This is a genomic window from Streptomyces fuscichromogenes (genome assembly GCF_014645815.1).
GTDB classification, from domain to species: domain Bacteria; phylum Actinomycetota; class Actinomycetes; order Streptomycetales; family Streptomycetaceae; genus Streptomyces; species Streptomyces fuscichromogenes.
This window is the reverse complement of the sequence record NZ_BMML01000005.1, coordinates 522,763-540,594: the sequence shown is the minus strand read 5'-3', so window position 1 is coordinate 540,594 and position 17,832 is coordinate 522,763. Positions and strand designations below refer to the sequence as shown.

The following is a 17,832-nucleotide window of genomic DNA, read 5'->3' as shown; positions in this document are numbered from 1 at the left end:
CGCGTTTCCGCACGTCAACCCCCGAATCCACGGACTATCCCGCTACATCAACTGCGGAACCCGGGCTGGAGGACCCTTCGGAGACCGCTGCCATCAAGAAATCCGGCATGCACCATATTCGGTTCAGCCACACTCACAAGGGCATGGTGGGCCTGGGTCTGGCCATGGGTGCTGTGATCGCCGCCATGCCCCTGATCGTCCGTGATCTCGAAACGCTGGAAGGTCAACAGCTCGTTCATATCAAAGGGCTGAACCCCGGCAGTAAGCAGCGCTTCGACCTGGTTGACCCCGCCAAGGAACCGCCTCGCTACTGGCCGCGATAGGTGCATCCGGCAACAATGACGTCCCCGGCACGAGCGGGCCGAGGATACTGATTCGGGTCGACCGCCGCGGAAGGCGCCGGGGAGCAGCCCTGGGACGGATCCTGCGGCCGAGGAGAAACTGCGCGGCGTACGCGCCATCGATGACCAGATGCGGAAGCACTTCGAGACCGTCGACATCGGCGCATGACGACCGGCGACGGCTCAGTGCTGGGTACCGGCCGACCAGAGGGTAGTGCCCTGGTAGACCACGCTGACGTCGCCGTCGGTACCGAAATACAGGTAGGCGCCGTCGTGCCCGGAGGTGACGGAGCTCCAGACGCCCCAGGTGTCCTTGTCGTAGACGACGAGGTTGCCGTCGGCCTGCATGATGGCGCGGTATCCGGTGCCCGAGGTGCCCGAGGACCAGCGCCGGTGGTGGTTCTCGTCGTAGATGACGAGGTTGCCGTCGGTCTGCATCGTCATGGTCGTCCGGTTGGTCTGCCAGGACTCCCCCGGCATCAGCTGCTGGTCATGTCGCACGGTCAACGTCGTCCATTCGGGCGAGGCCGATGCCGTCTCGCTCGGGTCCGGGTGCGCCGCCTTGCCCGTAGGGACCGTCGTCCTCGTCGTCTTCGTCACTTCGGCGCCGACTCCGGCCGAGGAGGTTGATGACGGCAGCACGGCGGACCTTGTGGGTGCAGACGAAGGATCCGCTGCGGCGGGTGCTCGGTGCGGGGACGCTGATGTCGAGGCCGCGGAGGACGCGTACGGCTCGGCGATCGCTGTACTGCCGGCCCCCGCGCGGGGCTTCGTGTCGACGGCCGAGTCCGCTTCGAAGGCCGCGTGCGTGGCCAACCCCGCGGTCACGAGGACGGCGGTTCCGGCGAGTACGGCTCCCGCTCTCCGGACGCCGGTGCCCTTGCCGGTTGCGACGGTTCGGAACAGGCGGCCGCGGAGGGTCGTGGCACCGGCGGCTTCGAGCGCGTCCGCGAACGCGGCGGCATCGGCCCAGCGCCCCTCCCGCTCGGGTTCGAGGGCGCGTCGCGTCACGCGCCGGACTGCCGCCGGCACCTGGGGGCGCGGCGGCCCTGGCCAGTCGAGTTGTTCCGTCGAGCCCGGCAGGCTCCCGGTCAGCAGCTCGTAGGTGAGTACGCCCAGGCCGTAGACGTCGGCCCGCTCGTCGACATCGACCAGTCGGTCCTCCGGGACCTGCTCCGGAGCCATGTAGCCGGGTGATCCCACGCCCTGCGTCAGTCCCGAGGCGTGCGCCAGGCTCTTGGCCAGGCCGAGATCGGCCACCAGCAGCCGTTCACGGCCGCCCGACACCGTCTGGAGCAGGATGTTGGACGGCTTGATGTCACGGTGCACGATGCCGACCGCGTGCAGGTCGGCCACGCCTCGGGCGGCCTGTACGGCGAACCGCAGCGCCTGGTCGACGGCCAGGGGCCCCTGGGCCACCCGGTCGGCCAACGTGCCGCTGTCGGCGTAGGTCATGACGAAGTACGGCCGCCCGTCCGGCAGTTCACCGATGTCGTACACCTGCACCACCCGGTCCGACGCGGCCTGGCGCAGCAGCCGGGCCTCGTCCAGGAAGCGCTCCCGGAGGTCCGGCCGGTGCACCCACTTCTCCGCCATGACCTTCACCGCGACCGGGGCTTCGAGCAGGTCGTCGTAGGCGAGCCAGACCATGCCGAAACCTCCGCAGCCCAAAAGGCGCTGCAGGCGGTGGCGTCCGACGGTGACGAGTGTTGACATGAGGGCGGAACTCCAGCGCAGTTGCCGTTCGACATTCGACCGGACCGAGGGGTGGCGGGCTCGGCGCCCGGCCGCCGCGCCACCCTTGAGCGACGTCCGGTGCCGGTCTCCTCCTCGCACCGCGGAGACGGTGGGGGCACCTTGCGGGGCGCCCCTCCGGCATGCCCGGTCCTGAGACCGCAGCTGCCTGCGTGTCAGTGTCGACGCGTGAGGCAGCCGTGCGCAACGTGCACAGGACCAACATAATCTGCACGTTTTGGGCACCGGCACAACGGCCCTGCCGGGAGTGCGATCTCCGATCACGGGCCCTACGTGCGGGGGAGGCCGCGCATCACAACCGGCTGCCCGTACGGATGCCGGTCAGGCCCAGGCACCGCTGCCGGGCGTCAGTCCGGGCCCGGGCCGAGCATGCGGCGGGAGAGCTCGGCGAACTGGAGCAGTTCGGGCATGGTCCGGTGCTTGGAGTAGGCCAGGGCGACCATGCGTGGTGCGACGCCCTCCAGCGTCAGGTAGACGACGTCGTCACGGCGGTAGAAGCCGGCCATCCCGGCCGGCATGACATAGCACCCGGACCCGAGGGCGACGGTCTGCAGGCATTCCTCGATCGTCGCCGGGAAGCGTCCGGCATCCCCCGGCGGCGCGACCGGATCGAGCGGGACACGTCCGCGCCACTCCGGTACGTCCCGCGGATCCTGCAGCAGGGTCATGTCCCGCAGGTCCTCGACGTGCACCGCCTTGAGTTCCGCGAACGGATGCTCACTGGACAGCGCCACCACCCGGGGCTCCGGGAAGAGCGGGACCACCTCGAACATCCCCTCGGGCAGGGGCAGTCGGACATAGCAGACGTCGACCCGCCCGTCGAGCAGGAAGTCGACCTGGTCGGTGACCGAGGTGTGCACGACATCGATGTCCAGTTGCGGCGCCATCCGGGCGAACTCCCGCACGATGGGGGTGACGATGACACCCGGCATGAAGCCGATGGTGAACTGGTTCACCTCCCGGTTCGCCGTCCGCACCCGCTGCTGCACCGCCTGTGCCATCGCCAGCATCGGCCGGGCGTCCTCCAGCAACTGGTGCCCCGCCCGGGTCAGTACCGTGCCCTGCCGGTCGCGCAGGAAGAGGACCACGTCCAGATCCTCCTCCAGCGCACGGATCTGGCGGCTGAGCGCCGGCTGCGTCATGTAGAGGCGGCTCGCCGCCCGCACGAAGCTGCACTCCTCGGCCACGGCCACGAAGTAGCGCATCCGGCGTATGTCGAGGTCCATGCGGTTCATCGTAGCCACGCCCATCACGGCATATGCCGAAACGGCTTCAGAATCGAACAGATAGGCATTGGCGCGGTTCCCCTCGACCGGTCCACCATGGTCGGACCGCGGGGAGAAGCCACAACGTCCTTCGCTGTCAAAGCAGTTGGACGTCGGGCTCGCGAGGACGGCCGGCCACCGTCGTGGGCCGGGGTACACACACCGTCGAACGGGAGCAGCCCGAAGCGATGGGCCCTTCGTCCGTCAAGCGTGGACGCGGTCACACGACCGTCCCCCCGCGGGAGTACGCCCGCGCCTTCGGGCATCTGCCCCGCGTCCGGCCCGCGGGGCAGATGCGCCCCACGAAAGGAATCACCATGGGATCACACCCGCACCGGGGCAGGGCCACGCCGTCCACCGGACGCACCCGGAGCGCCGCGGCATACGACGGCACGGCGCGGCGGCCGGTTCTCCCCCTGGTTCGTACCCGTCCGTCATGACCGGCAGATCCGAGCGCGCCGCCGCCGCGGCAGCGGCTCTGCGCGGCGTCCTGGAACACGTCGACGCCGATGCCGTGGCCCAGCGTGTGGAATCCGTACTTCGCCACACGCCCGAATACGTGCGCTCGGCGCGCGATTGCGGGACCTCCGCTCTTCGTGCCTCACTGCGCCGGAACGCCGGCCTGCTCCTGCACTGGATGGTGCGGGGCACGCCTCCGGACTCGTACGCCCTGTCCGAGCTGTACGAGCAGGCGCGGGAGTGCGCCGCCACCGGACAGCCGTTGGACAGCGGCCTGCTCCTCCATCACCGGGCCGCGGGCGCCTTCTGGGACGCCGTGCTCGGCCTGGCGGCCGAAGAGGAACGCGGACAGCTGGCGGACTGGACCGACCAGGGGCGGCGTCACATCGACAGCTACCTCGACGTGGTCACCCGGACTTTCACGCAGGCATACGCGGACCAGGCCGACCTGCCGTCCGCGCAGGGCGACCGCCGGGCGCGCACCCTCTTCGACCGCCTCTGCGCCCACCTTCCCCTCACGGTGGAGGACCAGGAGCGCGCCGCTCGGCTCGGCTTCGATCCGACACCTCCGTACGTGCCATTCGTCGCGCTGCTCGACAGGTCCGCCCCTGCCGAGCGCACCGAGCTGGCGGCCCGCCTGCGCACCGCCGGAGCCCTGGCCTTCGTCGAGGACGTCCGCGTCACCGGACTCACCGGACCCGCGTTCGACTGGTCCGCGTTCATGGCCGACCGACGTCTGCTCCTGGCACAGGACCCGGCGACCGGGCGGACCGGGCTCCAGACCGCCGTCGACAACCTGCGTCTGCTGATCGCTGTCGCATCGCGGTCCCACCGGCGTGGGCATGTCCGGGCCGAGGACTTCCTGCCTCAGCTGCTCCTGGCGCGCTCTCCCGAACTCGCCGACGCGGTGACCCGCCGTGTCTTCGGCCCGCTGGCAGGCGGGGACCACGGCGAACTGGCGGCGACCCTCGCCTGCCTGGCCGAGAACCAGTTCGACGGTGCCTCCACCACGGCCGCCCTTCACCTGCACCGCAACACCCTGCTGTACCGGCTCAAGCAGATCGAGAAGCTCACCGGCCTCGACCTGCAGAGGCACGGCGACCGCGCGCTGGTGTGGCTCGCGGTCATCTGGGCGCAGGTCTCCTCCCGACCGGTCGGATCACGATCCGCGCGGAACCACCGACTGTCGGCCGCGTCCAACGGCGCTGACCCAACAGGCACGTTCACCTCGGAAAGCGAGCAGCCATGAGAAGCCGTTCGACGGAGGCTCCGGCAGGGCCGGTGCCGATGCAGCGCCGGGGCGAATCGGACCCGCGTCTTGCGATCAGTCCGGCAGCCACCGATTCGCCGCGTAGCAAGCGTCCGTACCATGCGGCCAGACCGGGCCTCCCACGACCGCACGCCGACGTCATAAGACGGCTCCCCAGGGCCTCGATATCGGTGGCCGTGGACGCCGCGGACCCGGTGACGCACGCCGGGCTGGCGGCCGGGCTGAGCCGCGGACCGAAAGTGGCGCTCACCGCGGTGAGGGAGGCGGACGTCGTGGTGGCCGCGGTCCAGACCGCCGACAACTCCACGTTGGAAGAGCTGAGCGGTCTGCCCATGCCGCCGCCGGCCCGGATCGTGCTCGTCGTCAGTGACGGCTGGTACGCCGACCTGACGGTCGCGGCCCACAGCGGCATCCGGGCCGTGCTCTGGCGGGCCGAGGCACAGCCGCAGTCCCTGATCCGCGCCGTGCTGGCGGTCGCCGCCGGCGAAGCGCTGCTGCCGTCCGCGGTACAGGGCGAACTGCTCGACCAGGCGGACCGTCTCCAGCGCAACGTGCTGGTACCCAAGGGCCTGACGCCGTCCGGCCTGAACACACGCGAGATCGACGTGCTCCGGCTGGTGGCGCAGGGCCTGGACCTCGCCGAGATAGCCGACACCATGTGCTACTCCGAACGCAACATCAAGAAGATCCTCTACGGAGTCATCAACCGCCTCGGACTGCGCAACCGCGTCCACGCCGTGTCCTACGCCATCCGCAACAAACTCATATGAGCCGGCCCGGTGGGCCGTGATGGCCCGCGGGAACGGGCCTACGAGCTCTGATCGGGTGGCGTGATCCCGAGGTCGACGCGCATGGTGTGGCGCATTTTCCAGAGGGAGTCCCACAGCCGATTCATGCCCTCCCGGGCGGCTTCGACGCTCTCTCCCGGTTCGGCGATACCTCTGTCGAGCCGCATCAGCAGGCCGTAAAGATCTCCAAAATGACGGTTGGCGGTGCTGGCTGCCGCCATGACGGCGTCAGGCAGCACCATCTGGGCCTCCGCGTGACGCAGGCGATGGTCCCGGCGTGATCGGTCCAGTTCTGCGCGCAGTTCCTCGGTCACCTCGTCCCTGTCGAGAGCGTGGACGAGCTTCGTCATCACGTTGACGAAGTCGCGAGTACCGGCGTTGAGAGCCGCGTAGCAGGTGCGCCGCGCTTCGAGCTGAGCCTGGCGAGTGACGTATTCGCGCTCATCTGCCTGGAGTTGTCTCGCATGCCGCAGCTCACGATCCCTGGCACGGTTGGCGCTGCGCTGGGTGAGCAAGGCGGATGCGAGGGTGCCACCAATACCCAGAATCACGACCATTATCTGGCTGATCGAGCTGCTCATACCGCCCCCGGCTCCGTTCGGCTCGCCGGGACCTTACCCACTCAGGTCAGGCGTGCCGCCCGTCCTGGGGGTCTCCGCCTCATTGCGCGAGAGCGGGGGCGCCTTCCGGCTGCTCGGGCAGGTCGTCCTGGCCGCGGAACGACAGCAGGCGTGAGGGAAGAAGCCAGAGGCAGGCGAGGGTTCCGCCGATCGCGCCGACCCACAGAGCCACGGGGATTCCCGCTGTCGCGGCGATGAGGGCGCCGGCGACCGAGCCCAGCGGCCGGAGGCCGAAGCTCACGGTCTGGTACGCGCCCCGGGTCTGTGAGCGGAGATGAGGGGGCACCACCAGCGCGAACACCGAGCCGACCGAGATGTCCTGAACGGACTCACCGACGCCGCCCAGCAGTGTCGAGGCCAGGACCAGGGCGAAGACGAGGCTTCCGGTGGCGCCGATGGCGGGGATCACGAGGAGCGGAGCGTGCGACAGCACGCAACCGACCAGGAGCATCCGCCCCAGACCGATGCGGCGGGCGAGCCGGGATGCCAGGGCCGCGCCGGCGAGTCCGCCGATGGCCTGCACACTGAACACGAACCCGATCTGGGCACTGGTCAGGGACAGCTTGTGGACGTAGTACCAGACGAGCACCGACAAGAAGAGCATGTTGAAGAAGTTGCCGGTGGCGGTGACCGCCAGGGCCGTCCTGATCAACGGATTTCGTCGGATGAAGGCCAAGCCCGGACGACGGTCGCGGCTCTCCGGGGAGCCGGGTTCGCGGCGGTACTCCACCGGGCGCAGCCGGAGGAGGAACAGGGCGGCCGTGACGGCGGTGGCCGCGTCCACCCCGATCGCCGCCGGCACACCGGCGAGTTGGACCAGGAGTCCACCGACGGAAGGTCCGGCCAGGACCGCGGCGGTCTGGCCCGTGTAGGAGGCCGCCTGCCCGGCCACGTAGAGCTCGGACGGCAGGGTGGTGGCGAACAGGCCGCTCTCGCTGACATTCGACAGCACCGAACACAGGCCGATGACGGCCAGGATGACGGCCAGCTGCATGAGCGAGAGCAGGCCGAAGGCTGTTGCGATCGGGACGCTGCTCAGGGCGGCGACCCGCAGCAGGTTGGCACCGGCCAGGAGCCTGCGGTGGTAGCCCGTACGGTCTGCGAAGGAGCCCGCCGGTATGGCAAGGAACAGGCTCGGGAGCCAGATCACGGCCGACAGGACGGCACTTTGGACGGCGTCGGCACCCAGGACCTCGATCGCGGCCAGCGGCAGGGCCACCGAGGAGATGGCATCGCCCAGGGCGGCCAGAGTGGTGGCGGACCAGAGCTTTCTGAACGCGGAATGGCGCAACGGCGCCGGCACCGAAGGACGAGGGGCCCACAAGGCGATGGATCCTGTTTCTCGCGATGACGGATATGGCGCGGAATATGCGGCCGCTCCGGCCCCGAACAGATCACCGGAGCGGCCGATGAATTCACCAGGAGTGCTGCTTCTTCATCTCTCACCTCCGCTGCTCATGAACTCCCTTCCATAAGGGAGTCGCTGGAAAAATTATCGAGGAATTCGCCGCGTATCGCTAATGCCGATATCGTCGCCCCCCATACCGGATCGGCATCGACGGACCGGTACCGGGAATTCAGAGAACCAGGTAGAGCGTGAGCAGCGTGGCGCCCGTGGCCACGACGTAGACCTCGAAGGCGCCGCGAAGGGCCGCCGGGGCGTTGCGCAGCTCCATGAAGTGCAGGCCGACCAGGCGTACCTTGATCAGCGCGATCACCACGACCGCGCAGCCGATCAGGGTCGACGTGCTGCCTTCGATGCCCAGCAGCCAGCTCGACAGCGTGGCCAGGACGAGGACCGGAAAGACCCACATGTGTCACGCCACCAGGTAGAAGAGCGGGAAGAGGACGAGCCAGAGCAGGTCCACCATGTGCCAGTAGGCGGCCGCTCCCTCGGCGGCCAGCAGTTGGCCCCGGCTCAGGGCCGGCCGTCGCGACAGGACGATGAGGACGGTCAGCGCGCCAATCCCGATGGCCAGGTGGGCCAGGTGGATTCCGGTGAACACGAAGTAGTACATGAAGAAGTCGTTGCTGCTCGGTGTATGTCCACCGCGAATCACCAACGCGTATTCGCATGCCTTGACGGCGGCGAACCCGAGCGCGCACAGGAGCGCCCATGGCAGTGTCCGCGCGGGTCTGCCGGATCGCAGCTGCCGCAGCCCACGAGCCACCAGCGCCGACGCGGTCAGCAGGAGCAGTGTGTTCAGGAGTCCCAGGTCCGGATGGAGGGCCTGCTGAGAAGTCCGGAACATCCTCGGGTGTCGGCCGTGCAGTACCGCGACGAACCCGAAGAACACCGAGAACATGATCATGTCGCCGAGGAGGAAGACCCAGAGTCCGGGCTCGCCCGGGATGTGGCGGTGGCGCTGGGGCGCCGAGTGCTCGGTCCGGGCTGCCGTGGCGGTCATGCCACGGGTTCCAGGACGGCCGGGGCCCGGTCGTCGTCCACCCGCTTCGCGGCCCGCATCATCAGGGGCGTCATGACGAGGAACCAGACGCCGAAGGCGCCGGCCGCGACCCAGAACGAGAGGATGCCGTTCCAGGCGAAGGGGCCGGTCTTGAAGAAGGTCAGCAGGATGCTCGGCAGGAAGAGGAAGGCCATCCAGAAGTTCAGGTACGCGGCCCAGCGGGGCAGGAGCGGCGTGGGGCGCTTGTCGGCCAGGATCGCCACGCCGACCACGATGGCCTGCCCGACGGCCGGGAAGGCGTTCATGACCAGCATGATCCAGGCCGTGTCGTTGAGCGCCATCGTGATGTCGGGCGAGCGGTCCGGCCGGTAGGCCGTCGCGGTGAAGATCAGGACCGGTACGAAGATCGCGGCCACGTTCGCGGCACCACAGACGAGTTGGATGGCAGCCAGCGGCTCCAGCCGTGAGTCGATACGCCGGATCAGGCTCGACAGCGCCGCGACGAAAGGTGCGGTCGCCACGGCGCCGACGAGCATGACCACGAGTCCGGCACGGATCGAGTTGGCGTGGTCCGTATAAAAGGCCGCCACCCGCTCCGCCGACCAGCTCGGCGCCATCGGCGGTATCCAGTGGGCGATCAGCAGGGCGGCGAAGAACAATCCGATGAACAGGTAACCGAAGCTCGCGCAGACGGTCAGGATTCGGCGGGACATGGTGGAAATCTCCTGGTTCCGGACGGGACGGGTACGGAGCGGGCTTCGCTGCACGGACCTGAGGACATAGGGGTGGGACTGCCGGCCCGGCGGTCGACCTGGGGAAGGCCGCCGGGCCGGGTGTTGTGAGGTGCGGCTTTGGCGTCTGGCCGATCCCCTGGCGACGTCAGGCCGGTGCGCTCAGATACGGGAACACGGCGCGCAGCGTCCCGGTGGCGTGGCCGGCGTCCAGGCCCATGGGGACGGGAGCGTTCAGCACGATCTCGAACATCGCCTCGGGAGCGGACTCGGTGAGCCCTCTGCCGTTGCGGGTCACCGCGCCGAAGTCGGCTTCGGTGCCCACCTGGTAGCGCAGGACGTCCGGGAAGATGACGTCCCGTATCGCAGCGCCGTAGCCCTGCGGGTCGGAGTGCGTGGCGTTCGCGGCCACGAGACCCGCGACCTTCCGGCGTACAAGGTCGCCGTAGTTGTCGAGGTCGGCATGTGGATCAGTGGCGTTGTAGTCGTCGAAGCCGGCCTCGGTGACGTCGAACAACGTGCTGACGAGCGGATTCGCGCACCGGTTGATCTGCAGCCAGCCGCCGTGGTGGTCGTCCAGCGCGGTGGTGGCCCACAGGCTGATCGTCCCCGATCCGATGAGCTCGTCCGGTACTTCGAGGACGATGGCGGTGACGTTGGTGCCCGCGAACAGGTTCGAGGCCCGCTGCGGGTCGAACGCGGAGAGGTCCACCGCCGCGCCGTTGCGGAGCGCGGTCACGACCGACGTGATGACGGTGCCGTCGAGGTAGAACGGGTCCCCGGCTCGGCCGACGAAGACGTTGACGCCGTCCGCCGTGGTGACGATCTCCTGTGTCCTGCCCGTTGCCACCAGGGCTCCCGAGGCGTTGCGGTCGATGGCCTCGTAACCGGTGAGCCGGTCGAGCACCCAAGCCTGCCGGCCGTCCGGTTCCGTCGCGAGGAATCTGAACCGGAACGTCAGATCCTGCACCGCGTCGTCGTCGGCGTCGATGTGGAACTCGTACAGCGCCTCGGGGTGGAAGCCCTTGTCGGCCGACACCGGGTTGGTGTTCATGACGAAGACGGTGCCGGTCCGTCCCTTGAACAGGTAGACATCGCTGATGTCCAGGCGAGGGTCCTGTTTCGCGGCAGCTGAATCCTGGTGGTGGGACATCGATCGGCCTTCCGTAAGGGCAGAGCAGGGCAGGGCACGGCGATGCCTTGCCGAGTAGACAGTTGTTGTGTGCACAGCAATCAGGGGGTTCGGTTCTGCGAACCCGAGGAAGCTGCTGCGGGACCAGCGCGCTCAGGCGCTCAAGACCGTCGCCAAGCGGTGTGTTGTGCCGCTGCGCCGGGCACTCCGAGGTCGAAGTGGGTCACGTCGAACATCCTGACCCGGGGCGGTCATGCGTCGCCAATGCCTATCCGCTGGTCCTGCATGCCGGTTCGGCATCAGTCCACTTGCGTACACGTGAGGTGTCTGACGAGGTTCGCGAATTCGGGATGGATCACACGGGACCGTGCCGCTGCTCGTTCAGCCCCGCCGTGCGGACGTGCGGGGTGGTTGTGCGTCCGCACGCGTGACGTCCGTACGAGGCAAGCTGCGGGGCAGCTTGCACGTGAGTGCGTAGATCACCGCGCCGACGAGCGTTTCGTCCACCATGCGCCACAAGAACTTCACCGTTACCGTTCCTTCGTGTTCAGGGGCCGCCGTGCGGCCTTGCTCCGGACGTCCGGCAGGTGCTCTCAGGGCCGTTTCGCATCGCGTCGGATGGTCTCGGCAGCCCGTTCGGCGACGGCCAGGACAGTCGCGTTCACTCCGGTGTTGGGGATGGACGGCATCACCGAGGCGTCCGCGACACGCAGACCGTCGACGCCGTGCACTCTGAGGTCCGGGTCGACGACAGCGAGGGCGTCCATCCCGATCCGGCACGTGCCGACGGGGTTGTGGAAGGTCGCCGCGTTCCTGCGGATGTAGGCGACGAGGTCGTCGCCCTTTCCCGGAGCGGTCTCCCGGGCACCCCATTGCCCCCAGGCGGGCATGCGGCCGATCTCTCGCGCGATGCCGAGGGCCACGAGCATGGCCGACACGTCGGCGCTGTCGGCGAGGTAGTTCGGGTCGATCAACGGCAGCCGGCCCGGGTTCGGGCTCCTGAGCCGGACCGTTCCCCGGCTCGCCGGCGCCGTGTGAGCGAAGGCAACCGTGTGTCCGCACTCGGGCGTCCCGACGTCCGCGATGTCCGCCGGAGCGTCGAGCAGCATCAGCTGGACGTCCGGAACGGCTGTCGCGCCGCTGTGCACCAGGGCACCGACCGTACTGAAGCCATGGCTGGTGGTCAGTTGCCGCCCTGCCTCGAAGACCACAGGGCACTGCAGGTGGTCGTGCAGATTGGCGCCGACTCCGGGGAGGTCGGCCAGCACCGGAATCCCGACATCACGCAGATGTGCCGCAGGGCCGACACCGGAGAGGAGCAGCAGGTGAGCGGAGCCCACCGTCCCGGCCGCCAGTATCAGCTCGCCGCGCGCCTCGGCGCGTTCCACCGTGCCGAAGGAGGTGTATTCCACGCCGGTGCAGCGTCCGTGCTCGATCACCAGGCGGCTGACGTCCGCCTCCGTGGCCAGGTGCAGATTGGGGCGGTCCAGCACCGGGACCAGATAGGCGTCCGCGGCGCTCTGCCTACGGCCACCCGCCCCCGCCAGGTCGCACCAGAAGGCGCCGTGCTGCCGTTCCCCGTTGATGTCGTCGGTGAGATCGTGACCGGCCTCGGTGAGCGCGCCGAGGAACGTCAGCGACCCGTCGTCGAGCTGGGTCGTCGGTGCCGCCCACACCGGCCCGATGACACCGCGCAGGGCGGGGTTGCGGCCCATCGCCGTCTCCGTCCGGCGGAAGTACGGCAGCAGCTCGGGGTAGCTCCAGCCCTTCGCACCGCTGTCCGCCCATCCGTCGTAGACGGCGCGGTGCCCGCGGACGTGCATCATCGCGTTGATCGAGCTCGATCCTCCGAGGACCCGTCCGCTGGGCCAGTGGTGGCTGCGCGACAGTGTCCCGGGCTGTGGTGTCGTCCAGCGTGACCAGAGGATCTCCTTGGCCGGGATGAGCGGGAACCCGACCGGAAGGTGCATGGCCGGCGGCCCGAGCGCCGAGCCGGTCTCCACGAGAAGCACCTCCGCCGCCGCGTCCTCGGACAGGCGCGCCGCGAGAACACAGCCGGCTGTTCCGCCACCGACGACCACATAGTCATAGGCAGTCATCTCTGTCCCGCCCGAGGGCCGATCGGCCCGAGAGCGCTCCGGCTTTGTCGCGCTGCGGCGCAGGACTGAGATGCATGGACATCTGTCCCGGCAATCTGCACGAGTAAGCCGAGTTGACGCATCGTCCAAACCTTTTCTGTCAGTTCAAGTTCCTTCTGACACAGAGCTTTGCGGGCCAAGGCTCATCACGCCAATGCCGATTCCCGGAACCGTAATGCCGATCGGACATGACGACAGGACAGGGTGGTTCTGCTCGCCCACCCGCGCACCTCTATGCCGAACCGAGCGCCGCAATCACGATCTTGGCGAACTGGTCGATGGACGGCATCTTCCGGTTCCTGGCGTACGCCAGCGCCACCATGCGCGGGGCAACCCCTGCGAGCTGGACGTAACGGATATCGGGGCGACGGTAGAAATCGGCGAGGCCGGCCGGGACGACGATGAACCCGGTGCCGGACGCGACGGCTTCCAGGCTCTCCTCGATCGAGGTGGGCCGTTCGGCTTCCGGAGGGTTGCGCGCCACTGCCGCGTCGACGTCGGTGCCGCGCCACTCCGGTACGTCCGCGGAGTCCTGGAGCAAGCGGTACGGCGTCAGTTCCGTGATGTGGACGGTCTGCGCCCCTGCCAGCGGATGTTCGTCGGAGAGAGCCGCAATCCGCGGCTCGGGGAACAGCGGGACGATCTCGAAGGTGTCGACCGGCAGGGGCAGCCGGACGAAGCAGACATCGACACGACCGTCGAGCAGATAGTCGACCTGGTCGGTGGGCGTCGTGTGCAGGACCTGCACGTTGACCTCAGGCGCCAGTGCCCGGAACTGCCTGACGATCGGGGTGACTATGACACCTGGCATGAAGCCGATGGTGAAGTGGTGCCCCTCACGGCCGGCGAGCCGGACTCGCCGCTGCAAGGCCAGCGATGCTGCGAGCAGCGGCCGTGCGTCCTCCAGCAGCTGACCGCCGGCCCGAGTGAGCGCCGTACCCAGCGGGCCACGCTGAAGCAGCGACGCTCCGAGATCGTCCTCAAGAGCTCGGATCTGTCGGCTCAGTGCGGGCTGGGTCATCTTCAGCCGTTCGGCACCACGCACAAAGCTGAGCTCTTCGGCAACCGTCACGAAATAGCGGAGACGCCGGAGGTCGATATCCATGACGCCATGTTAACCACGCCGCTTTTCCTGTCGAACTGCGATCCGGAAAGGCGTCTTGGGCTTTGGCAATGCCCAACCGGCATGACTTCTACGCGAATCGGCATTGGCGCCGACGGGCATCCATGACCATGATTGACTGGCGTAAAGTGGCCTCCGGCGGTGGCTGGTTGCCCTGCCATGCCATGCCCGCGACTCTGCCCACATTTGCCGCCGGTCACCGACGGTGCCGATGTGAAATAATTCCGCTCTGTCTCGGTGCGGCAACGGTTGAAGACTTCACGGTGTTCAGTACTCGGCAAATCCCCGAGTTTTATAGCCCTGCGGCCGGGCGCGATCCGGCTCGGATCACCTGAGCCCGGTGGTCCGTCGCAGCGCCGCCTGGATCAGACGATCCACCAGGTCTGCGTATCCGATGCCACTGGCCGCCCACATCTGCGGGTACATCGAGACGGGGGTGAAGCCGGGCATGGTGTTGATCTCGTTGATCACGAATCGTCCCTCCTCGGTGAGGAAGAAGTCCGCACGGACCAGCCCCTCGCAAGAGGCCGCCTCGAACGCCTTGACGGCCAGTCGGCGCACCTCACTGGTCTGGCTGTCGGTCAGCGCCGCGGGGACCACTCCGGGAGTGGATTCGAGGTACTTCGCCTCGAAGTCGTAGTACGCACGCGCGTCGGGCGCCGGGATCTCGGCCGGCACGCTGGCTCGCGGTCCCTCGGGGAACTCAAGCACTCCGCACTCGATCTCGCGGCCCTGCACCAGGGCCTCCACGACGATCTTCGCGTCATGCCGGTGCGCCTCCGCGATCGCGTCCTCCAGCCCCGGCGGCCCGTCGACCCTGGTGATACCGATCGAAGAGCCGGCGCGTGCCGGTTTCACGAACAGCGGCCAGCCGTACCCGTCGGCGAAGCGGCCGATTCTCTCGCGGGCACCCACCGCGTCGGACTGCCACTCACGGGGTCTGACCACCAGGTACGGTCCGACCGCCAGGCCGAACGAGCTGAACACCCTCTTCATGTACTCCTTGTCCTGGCCGACCGCCGAGGCGAGAACGCCCGCGCCGACGTAGGGGATGCCGGACAGCTCCAGCAGGCCCTGCACGGTGCCGTCCTCGCCGTACGGTCCGTGCAGTACGGGGAAGACCACGTCCACTTCGCCGAGCACCTTGGCCTCCGCGCCGCGTTCACCGCGGACGACGGTCCGGTCGGTCGGGTCGACGGAGATGACGATGTTGCCCCGGTCGGAATCCGTGAGCTGCTCGACCCTGGGCTGCCGCCGGCCTGCCATCGCCATGCGCTCGGGATCGTCCGCCGTCAGGACCCAGCGCCCGTCCTGGGTGATGCCCACCGGCAGGACGTCGTACTTCGTCCGGTCGATGGCTCGCAGTACGGCCCCCGCGGTCACGACGGAAATGCCGTGCTCCGAGCTCCGGCCGCCGAAGAGGAGCACCACCAGCGGCCTGCGGCGCGATCCGGACGGAGGGGAGGTGGATTGTTCGGTCATGGTCTCTGCCCTGCTTCCTTCGCTGTGCGGCGCCGGCCTTCCGGTCGGAAGGCCGGCGCCGCACACTGGTGGACCGGAGTCCTCGGTTGTCCGGTCAGCTGGTCAGCGAGGACCGGGAGACAGGGAAGTCGAAATAGGTGGACGGGTAGGGCTCGGCGGCGAAGGTGAAGTGCCACCATTCCTCGGCGAGATTCACGAATCCGAGAGACTCGAGCTCGTTCTTGAGCAGCAGTCTGTTGCTGTGCTGGACTCCCACGATGCGCGGGTCGAGGGTGTGCGCGAGCGTGTCGAAGCAGTCGTAGCCGGTGCCCATGTCGATCGAGTTGTCCGGGAACCTCTGCGCCGCCGGCGCGTAGCACGGCTCGAGCTTTTCCCCGGGAACGTAGGAACGCGTCGGGTGGACCGGCAGCTTCACGAGCGTGAGGTCGATCGTGCTGCCACGGCTGTGCCCCGACTTCGCCGCGATGTACCCGTCGGCGAAGAGGTCGGCCTTGTCCACCTGCGGGTAGAACTCGTCCTTCATCTTCAGGTCGGTCAGATCCTGGGCCCAGTCGACGAACTGGTCCACCGCACGCTGCGGCCGGTAGCAGTCGTACACCTTCAGCGTGTAGCCCTGCGTCAGGAAGTAGCGCTCGGCCTTCGCCAGGGCCTGTGCCGTCGGGGCGGTGACGATGCACAGCGGTTCGGCGTAGCCGTTGATCGGCGTGCCGATGAAGTTGTGAGGCGTGGCGTAGCGGATCTCCTGCAGAATCGCGGGGGCCACGTCGTGGAGCGCCACGAAATCGGCGGGTGCCTTGTCTTCCGTGTCGGCGGCCTGCGCGGTGACCGAGGCGCTCGTCACCGTGACAAGGGCGGCCGCCAGAAGTGCCAGCAGCATGGGGACGCGCATGCGCACATTGTTGATCATCACTATGCCGTACCTTCTACTTGATATATGGGCTTGATATACGGGCGCAGAATTTCCCCAGACCCGCGAACGGTGTCAACGAGAGCGCCATGACGAAAACGCCGAAGAACAAGGTGCAGTGCAGGAGGCCGTATTCGCCGACGAGTAAACCCGTGACCAGTACCGGAACGCACATCGACGTATAGGTGATGGTGTAGATGGCGGCCATCAGGCCCGCCCGTTCCGTCGCGAGGACGTTCGCCGTCACCAGACGGACGCCGCCCTGGAACGCGGGGCCGAATCCCGCACCGGCCACCGCGGTCCCCACGTACAGGGCTGCGGCGGAGTCGCGGTGCGCGGCCAGCAGCGTGACGGCCACCCCCGTCGTCAGAAACAGCGAGCCGACCAGAGCCGTTCGGCCGGCGTCGGCATGCCGGGTCAGCAGCACAGCGGGTACCGCGCTGGCGGTCAGCAGGGACACGACCAGCCCGTCGGCGGCCGACGACGCCGATCCTGTGATGCCCTGCACCAGATCGGGCCCGAGGGACAGATAGAAACCGCCCAGAGCCCAGACGGCCACGAACACGGGTGCGGTGACGAGGAGGGCTCGGCGACCGGACCGGGGAGCGCGGATGCGTGGTCGGAGTGAAAGCCAGGCGCCCGGCCTCGGCGACCTCGACTCCGGCAGGAAGGCCAGGCCCAGCATCTGCGCGGCCAGCGCGCCGAACAGCAGCGCGTACACGCTGCCGAGGTGAGCCGGAATCAGGTCCATGAGCAGGCTCGTGCCGATCGTCCCCAACGCCATGCCGATGAGCGGTGCGATGCTGACGAACAGAGGTCCCCACCGCCTGGTCACGTCGAGCAGGGCAGCGCCCAGTGCACTCGTCGCGGCACCTGTGGCCAGTCCCTGGAGCGTCCGGGCGAGGATCAGCCAGGTCACGCCGCCGGCCTGCAGGAAAAGCAGCATGGACAGTGCTTCGAGGGCGAGAGCTGCACCGATGACCGGCCGTCGGCCGACATGGTCGGAAAGCGCGCCGACGGTCAGGAGCGCGACCAGGACGCTCAGGCAGTACACGCCGTAGACCACGGTGACCGTGCCGGAGGAGAGGTGCCAACTCGCCTGGTAGACGCGGTAGAGCGGGGTGGGCGCACTGGAGGCGACGAGGAACGTGGTGAGGACGGTCGACAAGAAGACAGCCGACCTGCGGCGGACAACCGCGTCGTCGTCGGCCCACCCGCCGGGCGGCCTGGCCCTTGCCTCGGACTTGGCATGAAGCTCTTCGAGCATCGTTGTTCGGCTCTCTGTACGGGAAGGGCGGAGCGGGACACGCGAGCGGCAGCCCAAAGGGCGCACGTCACCTGGCCTTTCGGCGGGCCGTGCTCTCCATGACTCCGACGCCGCGGGCGACTCGACGGGCATCAGGGCGGCCTCCC

15 protein-coding genes and 1 pseudogene are annotated in these 17,832 nt (G+C 68.4%); 3 read left to right on the top strand and 13 right to left on the bottom strand.

The window, feature by feature from the left end; all coding sequences use genetic code 11:
• Positions 1–323 (top strand): annotated as a pseudogene (locus IEZ11_RS14270) (hypothetical protein); the annotation flags it as partial.
• A 201-nt stretch (positions 324–524) separates the two neighbouring features.
• Here IEZ11_RS14270 and IEZ11_RS14265 read toward each other — a convergent pair.
• Together IEZ11_RS14265 and IEZ11_RS14260 are read right to left on the bottom strand one after the other, a co-directional pair.
• Entirely contained in the window at positions 525–2,057 is a 1,533-nt protein-coding gene (locus IEZ11_RS14265) for a protein kinase domain-containing protein (protein ID WP_189263061.1), read from the bottom strand.
• 386 nt (positions 2,058–2,443) lie between these two features.
• Entirely contained in the window at positions 2,444–3,322 is an 879-nt protein-coding gene (locus IEZ11_RS14260) for a LysR family transcriptional regulator (protein ID WP_189263060.1), read from the bottom strand.
• Between the two features lie 475 nt (positions 3,323–3,797).
• Between IEZ11_RS14260 and IEZ11_RS14255 the strand changes: the two genes are divergently transcribed.
• Together IEZ11_RS14255 and IEZ11_RS14250 are read left to right on the top strand one after the other, a co-directional pair.
• Entirely contained in the window at positions 3,798–5,069 is a 1,272-nt protein-coding gene (locus IEZ11_RS14255; RefSeq protein WP_189263059.1) for a PucR family transcriptional regulator, read from the top strand.
• A 197-nt stretch (positions 5,070–5,266) separates the two neighbouring features.
• Positions 5,267–5,860, top strand: coding sequence for a response regulator transcription factor (locus IEZ11_RS14250; protein ID WP_189263058.1), 594 nt, complete (start codon positions 5,267–5,269; stop codon positions 5,858–5,860).
• A 38-nt stretch (positions 5,861–5,898) separates the two neighbouring features.
• Here IEZ11_RS14250 and IEZ11_RS14245 read toward each other — a convergent pair whose 3' ends face one another.
• The 11 genes from IEZ11_RS14245 to IEZ11_RS14195 form a co-directional block, all read right to left on the bottom strand.
• Positions 5,899–6,459 carry a hypothetical protein gene (locus IEZ11_RS14245; RefSeq protein WP_189263057.1) on the bottom strand — a complete coding sequence of 187 codons (561 nt, stop codon included), beginning with the start codon at positions 6,457–6,459 and terminating at the stop codon, positions 5,899–5,901.
• Between the two features lie 79 nt (positions 6,460–6,538).
• Positions 6,539–7,789: an MFS transporter gene (locus IEZ11_RS14240; protein ID WP_189263056.1), complete on the bottom strand. Its 1,251-nt coding sequence runs from the start codon at positions 7,787–7,789 to the stop codon at positions 6,539–6,541.
• Positions 7,790–8,075: 286 nt separating this feature from the next.
• A complete protein-coding gene (locus IEZ11_RS14235) occupies positions 8,076–8,312 on the bottom strand; it encodes a cytochrome C oxidase subunit IV family protein (RefSeq protein ID WP_189263055.1) in 237 nt (78 codons plus the stop codon).
• 3 nt (positions 8,313–8,315) lie between these two features.
• Complete coding sequence (locus tag IEZ11_RS14230; protein WP_189263054.1) at positions 8,316–8,906, bottom strand: cytochrome c oxidase subunit 3; 591 nt, start codon at positions 8,904–8,906, stop codon at positions 8,316–8,318.
• Positions 8,903–9,619 carry a hypothetical protein gene (locus IEZ11_RS14225; RefSeq protein WP_189263053.1) on the bottom strand — a complete coding sequence of 239 codons (717 nt, stop codon included), beginning with the start codon at positions 9,617–9,619 and terminating at the stop codon, positions 8,903–8,905. The genes IEZ11_RS14230 and IEZ11_RS14225 overlap by 4 nt, the downstream gene beginning before the upstream one ends.
• A gap of 166 nt (positions 9,620–9,785) precedes the next feature.
• On the bottom strand, positions 9,786–10,790 hold the full coding sequence (locus IEZ11_RS14220; protein ID WP_189263052.1) for a DUF4331 family protein: 1,005 nt from the start codon (positions 10,788–10,790) through the stop codon (positions 9,786–9,788).
• 572 nt (positions 10,791–11,362) lie between these two features.
• On the bottom strand, positions 11,363–12,868 hold the full coding sequence (locus tag IEZ11_RS14215) for a GMC family oxidoreductase (RefSeq protein WP_189263051.1): 1,506 nt from the start codon (positions 12,866–12,868) through the stop codon (positions 11,363–11,365).
• A gap of 271 nt (positions 12,869–13,139) precedes the next feature.
• Complete coding sequence (locus IEZ11_RS14210; RefSeq protein WP_189263050.1) at positions 13,140–14,012, bottom strand: LysR family transcriptional regulator; 873 nt, start codon at positions 14,010–14,012, stop codon at positions 13,140–13,142.
• Between the two features lie 345 nt (positions 14,013–14,357).
• A complete protein-coding gene (locus IEZ11_RS14205; RefSeq protein ID WP_189263049.1) occupies positions 14,358–15,512 on the bottom strand; it encodes a D-alanine--D-alanine ligase family protein in 1,155 nt (384 codons plus the stop codon).
• A 94-nt stretch (positions 15,513–15,606) separates the two neighbouring features.
• Positions 15,607–16,401: a M15 family metallopeptidase gene (locus tag IEZ11_RS14200; RefSeq protein ID WP_229713005.1), complete on the bottom strand. Its 795-nt coding sequence runs from the start codon at positions 16,399–16,401 to the stop codon at positions 15,607–15,609.
• Between the two features lie 34 nt (positions 16,402–16,435).
• Positions 16,436–17,587, bottom strand: coding sequence for an MFS transporter (locus IEZ11_RS14195; RefSeq protein ID WP_229713004.1), 1,152 nt, complete (start codon positions 17,585–17,587; stop codon positions 16,436–16,438).
• Positions 17,588–17,832: the final 245 nt, after the last annotated feature.